This is a genomic window from Paenibacillus shenyangensis, assembly GCF_000346635.1.
GTDB classification, from domain to species: Bacteria; Bacillota; Bacilli; order Paenibacillales; family Paenibacillaceae; genus Saccharibacillus; species Saccharibacillus dauci.
The window spans coordinates 78,917-90,217 of sequence record NZ_AOIG01000029.1 but is presented as its reverse complement, the minus strand read 5'-3'; the positions used below and the strand labels follow the sequence as shown (position 1 = coordinate 90,217).

The window sequence follows — 11,301 nt, the reverse complement described above, 5'->3', positions numbered from 1 at the left end:
CGGGTTTTAAAACACGCCCTAGTTAATAATAACATTAAAAATAAAAGTGATATGGTTGAAGCAGCTGCCACTCTTAATGACCGCATAAACAATATTCACACTTTAATAGCAGAAGCTAACGAAATCACTACTCAACTTCAGTTAGTAAATAAAACTATTGATACTTATAAACGACTAAAACCAATCCACGATGAATATCAAACAGCTGGCGTTAGAAAATTGATGCTTAAAAAGAAATATAACGTAGAATTGGCTACGTTCGAGAAGGCTCAACTTCAACTTAGCAAATGGAAGATCAATGAGAATAATTTTGATATTTATAAAGATAGACAACACAGCTATGAACATAATAGTTACAAACTCAATGAGAAACTAAATAGTACACAGCAGGAGTTATACCAGCTTCGAGATATTCAAAAGACTGTTGAACATCGCAATCATATGAATGTTCTTAACCGGGACAATATTGACAGATCAGTCGATAAAAATACTAGAATATAAAATTTAGTAACTATTGATAATATAAAATTAATAATATCCCATTTTTTTTGAATTACATCCAACGTGAAGGGTGAGGTGTTTTGCAAAAAGGCATTAATAGCAATAATCATAAGTAAGCTTTATAAAGCTGAATAAGAAATAGAGTGAGTAATTATAGGGGGCGTTCATACAATGGATTATATTAATGTGATGCTCGTTGAAGACGATCCCATTTGGATGGATTGTATAAAAGAGTACCTTGAAAAACATAATGACATTAAATTAGTTCACTGTGCCAAAAGCTACAAAGAAGCAATTGCATCTTATAAAGAACAAAAAGTTGCTGTAGCTTTAATAGATGTTATGCTTACTCCGAATTGTTGCGACGGATTTAAAGCAGCGTGTGAGCTGAAGAAGTTAGGATTAACTAATATCATCATGCTCACTGATCTGGACGATAAGGATATTGTTTTAGAAGCTTTTGATAATGGAGCTATTAACTATATTAAAAAATCATTGTATGCGGATCTCCCCAATGCGATACGTGCTGCTCAACTCAAGCAGGTAAGCATACATCCGGATATATGCCATATTCTAATTTCGGAATTAAAGAAAGAAAGGAAGCTAAGGTACGTTCTAACTCCAATAGAACGGAAAGTATATGATTTAAGAGAAAAAGGTATGAATCGCAACGAGATAGCAAAAGCTCTTTTTAAATCAGAAGAAACAGTAAAGAAACAGATAAAGCAAATCCAAGTTAAGATTAATAGTTAATAAGAAATATATAATATAGGTTGGATAGCCCTTCAGATAGGAGACGCTATTCAGCCGTTTTTGCATATAATCAGGAAATACATGAGGATGGAACTTTGAATGTAACTTGGCATATAATTACAATAAGAAAATAGAAGTTTGTAATTGCTATTAACAAAACTATTAAATCCATTTAGAGTTATAAGCATTATTTTTAACGTTCTTAGTGTCTAATACATAATAAAGGTTCTAGATCAGGTTAGAGGCTTTCATCATTGTAACCAAAATTTAGATTTATATAGAAGAGTTTTTGATATGATAGGTGATTTGATTTTAAATAAAAGATCATTATGAGACTATTTTGAAGAATGACTTTTTGCTTTGATGTTTTAGACATAGAAAAAAGCCGCTCAAGATTGAACGGCTTTCTATATTTGAACAAATCATTTGTAAATCTTAGTAGGATCAATCGCGTGTATTTTACCAAAACCATTTCCAAGGTCTTCAATCCAATAGTTATCTCGTAGGTCAATTGCTTTTACTTTTTTCAAACGTTCTTCCATTGGCACATCAGAGAATGGATTAGCAAGTTTATCGCTTGTCAATAGATTCTTTCTCACTCTGACAATACTTTTCATAAACAGACCTCCTCTCATAATGTAAGAATACCATAGATCTTTGAAAAAAGCGAACATATGATCTAAATTTTTTTGAGTAGCTGCTGTATCTTATTCTCAGCAACTTGTCTATCTGCATAAGTGCCGAATGCAGCTGAAATTCGTGTAGAGCGGCCAGAACTAAAAGTCAGCTTTTGTCCAGTACTTTTCCAAAATCCATTATCTTGGAGTAAAGTAATTGTAAATCTTGCTGTATCATTTTGGCGAGACCAAATTTCACTATCAGGAAGTTTTTCATAATACCAATCAAGATGTTCGTCCAATTTCCCTAAATCGTTCATTAATGCAAGAACAGTTTGATAGCGATTAGCTGGATCAAGTTCAAGGGCTTTTTTAACAATTCCACGTAATTTACGTGGAATATGAGGTAGAAATCTTTCTCTATTTGGAAAATTTCCATTGAGTATATCGGCTCTAGTTGATATTTGTCTTTGCTCTTCAAATATTTCGTTTCCGTTACACATACGATACAAAGTTAAACCCGCCTGATATACATCATGTTGAACAGTTAATGGAATCCCTTTTAGAGATTCAGGGGCTTGGTGAGCAAGGTATAAAGCCGAAGGGCGTGAAAAGCCTGATAAATCAATGTAGTTAGTTAGTCCAAAATCAGTTAATACGGCCTGACTAGAATCGTTGATAAGTATGTTTGTAGGCTTAACATCAAAGTGGATTAAACCGCGAGTATGAATATAATGAATACCGCTTAAAAAATCCAGAGCATATTTTATAACTTCTCTAGCTCTAAGATATCTTGTATTGATAAGTTTGTTTAGTGAACCTTGTGAGTAATAAGGCATCGACATATAAATGTTATCATCATCTTGACTAGCAAAGTTGATTACCATCACATTTGGATGCCTGCTACTATACAAAAGTTTTGATTCTTGAAAGTACTTATTTTGATCTGTAAATGTTGCTTTTGGAACGACTTTTACAACTATTTCTGAATCTAATTGTGGGTCATATGCAAGAAAAGCCTGGGAGTTAGCACCTTCGCCTCCAATTTCTTCTCCCAAACTTAAAGAGAGATTAGTTAATATTTCACGAATAGTAGCTGGAGTTGTCATATTCTATTGCCCTCCAAGTTCTGCAGCAACAAGAGAAACTAGAATACTTTCTCTCTTTTCTTTTGCAGAAGCTAGTAATCCTTCTATTTCAATCAAATCATTGTCACCTGTAATAAAACTTTTGATTGATTCCATGCTTTCATTAAGTCTGGAAGAGATGCTTGTAAGCCTACCTAAAAAATACATTTTTACATTGCAACTTGCCAATAATTCTTGAACGACGCCTTCTAAGTAAGTTCTATTAATATCAGGATTTTTAGCCGTTCCTTCTGGGATTCTTATGCCAGCATATTCAATCTGATACATATTAAAAAGGGAAATGAGATTTATTCGAACATACGCTAATTTTTCAGGAGTATGCAGAGCTTTAGGCACAATTAAACTATCGATAGCCACGATATCGACATTTTCATTGTTTTTTTCGGAAACGCAGTAAAAAATTTCATTTGGAGAAACTCTTAGACCAATAGCTTTCAATTGTATTCACTCTCCTTGTTTGTTTATTGTACGATAAATCTACAAGGAAAGGAACTGAGTTGCCTATCGGTGCTTTTTGTTTAGAGTACAAGACCTTAGAAAGTCAAAATAATTTACGACCTGACAAGAATGAAGATAGAAGTTATAAATTCTGTATATGCTTAAAAGTATACAATAATTTGTCCTGGATCTTTTCGGCATTCTTTATTGTTTATATAGAATAGCACATAAAAAACGTGGCAGGAAAAACATATATACATATACAAAAAATCTGACTTATCACAAAAATAATTGATCTTTTTTTTATTAATGGTTATATTTGTATAAATATGTTTTGTTAAAAATTGATTATTTTTATTTAGGAATCGTTCGATCTTTAGAATTGGGAATCGCTATATTTAATATTCATTTACGAATTTGATAGTTAAAAAGGAGTGAACTACTTAATGTCAGGATTATCAATTTCTAGAAAATTAAAAAATTATATAGATGACAACAATCTTAGTATCTCAGCATTTGGTGACCTCTGTAATGTTAATAGAGGAATACTTAGTGCAGTTATAAATGGCAGCAAAGTAATAAGCCCTGATCAATTAGATAAAGTCACGGCTGCCATGCAACTTAATGAAGGTTCTCTTTATTCTCAATATATAGAAGAGTATTTAGAGACAACAGCTCCAGACTGGAGAAGAATTAAGCGATTTTTAGTTCGATCTGCTGAAACTGATCAGCTGGAATGTGTTGAGCAAGTAGTCAATCTCGTCAGTGACGATCTATTATATTCAGAACTCCTATTTGAATTAGCTGAAGAGTTGTTGAAATCTGATTTAAAAGAAGCAGCTATCATTCTTTATGAGAACGTAGCCATAAACGAAAAGAGACAGCATTCCGAACGATTAGCACTATGCCGGTATAGACTATTTGTAGTAAAACAAGGGAACGATCAGGAAGAAAATTATAGACTAGCAATCACATTTGAAGAATATGTAGACAAACTGGATACGCTGGATCAGTTAGATGCCCTAAGAGATTTAGCCAATGTGTATCGTTCTATGCGTAAATGGGATAGAGTAGAGCGGATTGCGCTGCAGCTCAGAGAGAAGGCTGCTTTCCAGTATCAACTGCAGCCTAAACTCTCAGATCACCAGCTCATGAGACCGTTGTTTGTCTACATATCTTATTCTTACTTACTTTTAGGTGGCGCTTACGAATACAAGAAGGACTATTCAAAAGCATTAAGGTACCTGAATCAATCCGGCGATGTTAGTTGGGTACGGGAAGAAGATGAAGAAGCCCAAATATGGAAAGAAAGATTCCAAAATTGGGCTGTTGTGAACAGCTATGTTCCACGCTTATTATCTGGAGAAGAAGAAGTATTAAATGACTATTCCGAATATATAGATGAGCATAAAGATGAATTGTCCATGTTTTTATTAAATGCGGCAGAAGCAGCCAATCAATATGGATTTAATATTGATCACATATTAGAGAAGTACAGAGATGAACTTGCAGAAATCGAACAATCTTCTCAGAACATTAAAGTATACACGGAGCAGATCAGTTTAGAACGTTATAGTAGTCTTTCATATGAATTAGCAGAGTACTATTTTAGTAAAGGAAACTATGAATTAGGATACAGCCGACTACTCATAAGCCTAAAACAGTCCTATATTCTTAATGATAAGAAATATATAATTAAAAACGTAGGACTGTTTGAAAAGGTTAGGCAGCAAGCTAGTACTGAGGTAATGGAAAACTACCAAAATATGATTAATGAGGTGTATCGAAATGAAAAATAATATTAAAAAAGCATTATTAATAGTAGGCGTATCCTTACTGATTGGAACAGGTTTGGTCAATACAGGAGCCGGTACACATGCCGGATCACCTGGTACAATTACGACTACAGGCATACATGGTGGAGCATAAGAAAAAAGACCCTCAGTCGAGGGTCCCTTTTTTTTGTGATGAAAAAAACACGTAACTCCAGAATTAAGTATAAAACACTGATAGAACAATGGGTTAGCGATAAAAAGCTAACCCGTTTTTATGTATCAGGGGTAAAAATTTAACCCTACTTTGCTTTAACTAAACAAAGTATGCTCTAATTGTTCCTATTATTCGCAAACGAATTAATAAGTGCGAGAAAATTATTCTTAGTTTGGTCATCTAGTTTATCCAAAGAATCAATCAAAGGAGTGATGCTTTTCAATGTTGGTATGATGTTCGAAGACAAAAGCAGCTGCAGGAACGATACCTCACTGTCTGTTAAAGACTCTATTATACCCAGCAGCTGGCTTCCATGATCCGCATAGCTGGGAATGATCTCTGGTGGCAAAACATCAGAAAAGCTGATCTTTAAGACAGTGCAAATCTTTAAAAGGTTCTCAACGCTTGTAGCACGGCCGTTCTCGATTTGAGAAATTGTACTTTGGGATGTATCTGATAACTTCCCTAAAGTGGTTGTACTCATATTTAAAGCTTTGCGATGGTATTTCACTTTTTCTCCAATATATGCGTTTAGGTTATCCATTATTTTCACACACCATTGTTTTTACATAAGCATACCAAAAAAAGATAGTGGAATCCTTAGTAGATACTTTTTATTCGTATTCGAATAAAAAGTATTGATTAAATATTCGTATACGAATATAATGTGTTCAAGGAGGTGCACCACATACACAAGATTGAGAGCAAAAGAAGAGAAAAGGGTTGGACACAGCAAAAACTCTCGCAGGTATCCGGAGTGTCTCAACCAACAATTTCCCAAATCGAGAATGGGAAACGGCATTATCCAAGCCATGACAGTATTAGAAGGCTGGCAAAAGCACTAGGGGTTGAGGTTGAGGAACTCGACGAAGAAAACGAGAGTTTGATTAGTCTATAAACTTGAGCAACATTGTACTGTTACGAGTTACACATGGAAGGAAATAAAGGAGTGATGGAATGTCTGACTTAGGCGGCGATGCTGGATACCTTGTTACCAGGAGCGCGATAGATCTATCAAGGGAAACGGCCAAAATGACTAACGAAGCTGTAAAAGCAATGTTAGTAGTTATGATTGATAAGGCAAAAGAACAAGGAAATAAACCGGGCGAAAAGTCCCTAATAAAGCTTTTAAAAAGTAACGACGAAATCAAAATGTTTGATATTCATCAGCACCAATTAAAAGAATTTGCTGAAAAGGCTAAAAAGTTTGGAATTGCTTATGCAGTTATTGAAGACGATGGAAGGCACTCAGTCTTCTACAAGCTGGGTGACGAAGCTCGTGTGAAGATGGTAATTGAAAACCTTATAAACAGAAGCATTACAGAACAAGGCGATCCAGCTAAGCAAGATAAGGGGTACGAAATTGTAGGCGATTCTCAAATTAAAGTGCCCGATGCTGTGTTGGATGTAAGTAATCCAATAGAAAGAAAGCTGGCAGAAGAACAAGGGATAGATGTTGAAGCTATCATCACTCAGAATGAACGTCAGCAGCTTGACTATGAAGTCACTGGTGAATCTTCTATTAAAGTATATAATGCAGAGCTAGACTTAGATGATCCTGTACAGCGTAAATTAGCAGGTCAAGAAGGGATAAAGGTTGAAGAAGTTCTTCAATCATCAAAACAGCCTGCAGAACAGAAGTTTACGAGTGATAAAAATTCTATTAACAACGAAAATTCAACATTAGAACAAAAAGAGCGTTTGCTACAGGAAGCAATGGAAGACATACAAATGTCGTATTACACCCCCGTGACTTATAACCAAATAAGTAAAGAGGAAAAAGGTAGTGCTACGAAATATGTATATGAAATGACTCCAGAAGGGGAACCGACAGTTGAAACTACTATCACTGTTGACCCCGAAGCATTTCAAAGAAGAACTCGCATTTTTATTGATGAACCCTTGGATAAAGAGGGGGCACAGAACTATCAAAGAGCTGTTGACTTGGCTAGAGAAGCAGGAGAAATATCGTTAGCCAAAATACGTGAAGAGATTAATGTAGGCGTAGGAGAGGCTAATTCTATTATTCGCAGGATGGAGCATGAAGGTCTTATCAGTGATACTGACAATAGTAAAGTCCGTCCGTATATAGCTGGTGACTTAACCAAAGCTCCAGAAGTTAGCACACCGACTCCAGAACAAAATGTTACACCTATTGTGGAATTTTTACGTCGCAATCGTGATCGCAATGCGGCTAGCGTAGATGAACCAATCTCTTCTAATGAAGCTGCAAAAGATACTCCAACGCAGCAAGGAACTTATGAACAACTGGAAGGAACCAAAATAAGAGTGCCTTCTGTCACACTGGATATGAATAAGCCTGAACACCGTCAATTGGCTGAAAGCTATGGGATCAAAGTGAACGAGATTGATTTTAAAAGAGACATGTATGAAGAACGCAAGGATACTGCAGAACGTGAATCTTTGTCTGAAAGAATTGGAGAGCAGGTAAAAGGATCAGATCGCGATAATCAGGCTACTCAGGTGCCTAATATGCTGCATGACATGCACCAACGTGTAGAAGGACGCAAAAGCCTTGAGGAAAGACGCAGTCAAATACGACCTTTGGTAGCTGCTCAACAAGCTCCGCCAGCAAAAAATAAGAATAGGGAGGTAGGGGGGCGGTAATCTTTAATGAATTAATTAGTTTAGGTAAGGAGCGCGGTAATGACAGAACAAGAAAAGCGCAAAAAGCAAAATAGGAACTTTCTTATAACGTGTGCTGTCGTGTACGTCTGCGTTGCTTTCATTACAATTCATGCTTATGCAGCTTTTGAAAAGACAGGTGAACCGTTTGAGATCGAAAATATTCATTTCGATGAACTAACGACAGCAACCCAACACAGCATTATAGAAAACATTATTGTATTCCCGAGCCCTGAAACACGGCAGTTTCTATTTGTAGAGCTGGTAGCGATATTTATTTATGCATTATACAAAATTACCTCTCAAAAAAACCTAATGCCAGGAAAGGAACATGGTACTGCTAAGTTTGGGGGCAGTAGCGAAAGGAACAAATTAAGAAACAAAGATCCACAGAATAACATGATCCTTACGCAGACAGAACGTCTTAGTTTGGATGGAAAGCAATCGAAACGCAATCTTAATTTGCTGGTAATGGGTGGATCAGGTACAGGTAAAAGTAGATTTTTGGTAAAACCAAATATCCTACAGGCTAATACCAGTTTCGTCATTACAGATCCGAAAGGGGAACTTTTACAAGAAACTGGCTATGCGCTAAAAAATCAAGGCTATAAGATTAAGGTCTTTAATCTAATCAATATGGCTATAAGCAGTGGATACAACCCTTTTGCTTACATTCGTCAGGAGAAAGACGTACTTAAAGTCATTAATGCTCTGATGAAGAACACAAGTGGTAACAAAAGCGGAGGTGATCCATTCTGGGAGTCAGCTGAAAAAGCGTTATTACTGTCTATATTCTTCTATATCTTTTATGAGCTACCAACACATGAGCATAATATTCCAACAGTTTTTACTATGTTAAGGCTCATTGAGATTCGCGAGGATCAAGAGGATTTTAAAAGCGAGTTTGATTTCTTGTTTGAATTGTTGCGACAAGAAAAACCTAATCATATTGCTTTGAAACAATATGACGTTTTTAAAATGGCATCAGGAAAGACCGCTAAAAGTATTCTCATATCTGCAGGTGTAAGACTGGCACCATTTGGGATCGAGGAAGTAGAAAAGCTATTGTCCCAGGATGAACTTGAATTAGCAACGTTAGGAGATGAAAAAACAGCTTTATTCGTGATTATTCCAGATGGGGATACTACGTTCAACTTTATTGCTGCGATGATGTATACGCAGCTATTCGATACATTGCTGTATCAAGCAGACTTTGTACATGGTGGCCGTCTGCCAATCCATGTGAAATGCTGGCTGGATGAATTTGCTAACATCGGTCAAATCCCTGATTTTGAAAAATTGATCGCTACCGTACGAAGTCGTGAAATATCAGTTGCACCCATCGTACAGGCTATGACGCAGTTAAAATCTCTGTATAAGGATAGTTGGGAAACTATTATGGGGAACTGTGATAGCGTTCTATTCTTAGGTGGTCAGGAACGCGCGACATTAGAATGGGTTAGCAAAGGGCTTGGCAAAAAAACCATCGATATAAAGAATACAAGCCGATCAAGAGGGAAAAGCGGTTCTTCCAGTGTGAGTTATTCAACGATGGGAAGAGAACTTATGACGGTAGACGAACTTGCACAAATGCCAAACTCGAAATGTATTCTCTTTGTACGCGGATTCAGCGCATTTTACAGCGATAAGTACAATCTACTAAAACATCCTAATTATAAGTTGCTGTTTGAAGCAAATGAGGGGAATCGTTTTGATTATTCAATGCTGCATGACGATCATGTGGAAACAGAAGACGATGAAATAGCCAAAGCAGTAAATATGAGAGTGCCTGACGTACTCTTGAACGAGCGAATCGATGAAGTAAAAATCGTTGATATTAAAAAGCTGGATGAAATAGAAGATCAAATAAAATCAATAATTTAAATTTCTATTTAAGAGGAGACTATTAATTTATGAAAAACCAACAACAAAACATTGCAACAAATCAAATTGAAATGAAAGAAGGTACTTCTACTATGACAACTATTAAAACTAAGGTAGTTCAATTCTTCAAAAATCCGCTGACAGTTCGAGTAATGGCTATGGCTGCCTTTTTGACAATCTTCACAGCGACTCATGTTTATGCAGCTGGTGGCGGTGATGCGGGGATGGCAGAGTTCGATAAAGTAATTGGTACGATTGCAAAGTGGGCTGGACGGATCGGACTGGTCGTTGCTTTCTTTGGTGGTATTCAAACAGCACTTGGCTTCAAGAATGATGATGCAGATGCAAAGATTAGAGGAATGCAGACACTAGCTGCTGGCTTCCTGGTATTCGGTCTCTCGAAGTCCCTTAGTCTGTTTGGACTGGAAGGATAATATAGACGACAGGGGGCGCTTACAGTTAGCCCCCCTATTTTATTGAGGTAGGTGGTGAAATAGTTGGCTTCTCCAGTAGATGATATACAAGAAGCATTTGACGGGTTTGCAGGGATCATTACAGAAGTGACCAGTCTAGTTACGCAGGGGCCGAGTGACTATCCAGGCGTATACTCTGTTATTAGTGAGATACATCAAGGCGTTTTACCTATCGGCTATAGTCTCCTGACATTGTATTTCTTACTTGATTTCATGAGTAAATCAATGAATTTTCAATTCTTTAGATTCGAAACAGTTGTATCCTGCATGCTGAAACTTGTTCTGGCTAAGGTAATTATGGAACATGCGATGGGAATTCTTGATTTAATATTCGGCTTATCTTCCCATATTGCCAATCTTGTTGGAACGGTAGGATCTAATCCCACGCTTTATAAAATCGACTTTTCAGCAATGAAAGCAGAATACGACAAAATGGGTTGGTTCGATCAGAAAATGTACGATTTTAAACAAATGCCTTTTATATGGATCTTGCAAGGAATCAAAATCGTTATTATGGTGATTGTTTTTGGTCGACTGTTTCAACTACTCATATATACAGCGATCTCTCCGATCCCCATTGCAAAGTTTATCCATGATGGATTAGTAGATAGAGGGCGAAGATTCCTGTTCGATTATGCAGCGGTGTGCTTACAAGGTGTGATTATCATAATAGGATGCATCATCTATATAGCCATCATAGCAAACGTGAATTTTGGATTCTTCACAGGAGAAGGCAGCAATGTTGAACTTTGGAAAGGTATGCTGGCAGCTGTTATCCTGCTATTGGTTGTGATTAAATCCGGTTCATGGTCTAAAAAACTGGTTGGTGATTGATTCTATATACAGAAAAAG

12 protein-coding genes and 1 pseudogene are annotated in these 11,301 nt (G+C 36.5%); 9 read left to right on the top strand and 4 right to left on the bottom strand.

Features of this window, described 5'->3' with window-relative positions:
• Both H065_RS28025 and H065_RS0121875 read left to right on the top strand, forming a co-directional pair.
• Positions 1-501: pseudogene (locus H065_RS28025) on the top strand (hypothetical protein); the annotation flags it as partial.
• 171 nt (positions 502-672) lie between these two features.
• The gene (locus tag H065_RS0121875) at positions 673-1,254 is read left to right on the top strand and encodes a response regulator transcription factor (protein ID WP_017815238.1); all 582 of its coding nucleotides are present in this window, start codon (positions 673-675) and stop codon (positions 1,252-1,254) included.
• 422 nt (positions 1,255-1,676) lie between these two features.
• Here the strand turns inward: H065_RS0121875 and H065_RS26590 are convergent, their stop codons facing one another.
• From H065_RS26590 to H065_RS26580, 3 genes are all read right to left on the bottom strand, one after another.
• On the bottom strand, positions 1,677-1,871 hold the full coding sequence (locus H065_RS26590; RefSeq protein WP_017815237.1) for a hypothetical protein: 195 nt from the start codon (positions 1,869-1,871) through the stop codon (positions 1,677-1,679).
• Between the two features lie 62 nt (positions 1,872-1,933).
• Entirely contained in the window at positions 1,934-2,980 is a 1,047-nt protein-coding gene (locus tag H065_RS26585) for a serine/threonine-protein kinase (RefSeq protein WP_017815236.1), read from the bottom strand.
• A 3-nt stretch (positions 2,981-2,983) separates the two neighbouring features.
• Positions 2,984-3,457: a hypothetical protein gene (locus H065_RS26580; RefSeq protein WP_017815235.1), complete on the bottom strand. Its 474-nt coding sequence runs from the start codon at positions 3,455-3,457 to the stop codon at positions 2,984-2,986.
• 446 nt (positions 3,458-3,903) lie between these two features.
• Here H065_RS26580 and H065_RS0121855 point away from each other — a divergent pair, with 446 nt between their 5' ends.
• Together H065_RS0121855 and H065_RS28020 are read left to right on the top strand one after the other, a co-directional pair.
• The gene (locus H065_RS0121855) at positions 3,904-5,256 is read left to right on the top strand and encodes a hypothetical protein (protein ID WP_017815234.1); all 1,353 of its coding nucleotides are present in this window, start codon (positions 3,904-3,906) and stop codon (positions 5,254-5,256) included.
• Complete coding sequence (locus tag H065_RS28020; protein WP_017815233.1) at positions 5,246-5,386, top strand: hypothetical protein; 141 nt, start codon at positions 5,246-5,248, stop codon at positions 5,384-5,386. The genes H065_RS0121855 and H065_RS28020 overlap by 11 nt, the downstream gene beginning before the upstream one ends.
• A 175-nt stretch (positions 5,387-5,561) precedes the next feature.
• On the opposite strand, the gene H065_RS0121845 is transcribed toward H065_RS28020, so the two are convergent.
• Positions 5,562-5,990, bottom strand: a complete 429-nt coding sequence (locus H065_RS0121845) for a helix-turn-helix domain-containing protein (RefSeq protein ID WP_017815232.1) — start codon at positions 5,988-5,990, stop codon at positions 5,562-5,564.
• Between the two features lie 123 nt (positions 5,991-6,113).
• On the opposite strand from H065_RS0121845, the gene H065_RS27510 reads away from it, so the two are divergent.
• From H065_RS27510 to H065_RS0121820, 5 genes are all read left to right on the top strand, one after another.
• Positions 6,114-6,344: a helix-turn-helix domain-containing protein gene (locus H065_RS27510; protein ID WP_338010884.1), complete on the top strand. Its 231-nt coding sequence runs from the start codon at positions 6,114-6,116 to the stop codon at positions 6,342-6,344.
• A 134-nt stretch (positions 6,345-6,478) separates the two neighbouring features.
• Positions 6,479-8,074: a PcfB family protein gene (locus tag H065_RS0121835; protein ID WP_193746797.1), complete on the top strand. Its 1,596-nt coding sequence runs from the start codon at positions 6,479-6,481 to the stop codon at positions 8,072-8,074.
• 39 nt (positions 8,075-8,113) lie between these two features.
• Complete coding sequence (locus H065_RS0121830) at positions 8,114-9,976, top strand: VirD4-like conjugal transfer protein, CD1115 family (protein ID WP_017815229.1); 1,863 nt, start codon at positions 8,114-8,116, stop codon at positions 9,974-9,976.
• Positions 9,977-10,005: 29 nt separating this feature from the next.
• On the top strand, positions 10,006-10,410 hold the full coding sequence (locus H065_RS0121825; protein WP_017815228.1) for a hypothetical protein: 405 nt from the start codon (positions 10,006-10,008) through the stop codon (positions 10,408-10,410).
• A gap of 63 nt (positions 10,411-10,473) precedes the next feature.
• On the top strand, positions 10,474-11,283 hold the full coding sequence (locus tag H065_RS0121820) for a VirB6/TrbL-like conjugal transfer protein, CD1112 family (protein ID WP_017815227.1): 810 nt from the start codon (positions 10,474-10,476) through the stop codon (positions 11,281-11,283).
• Positions 11,284-11,301 lie beyond the last annotated feature (18 nt).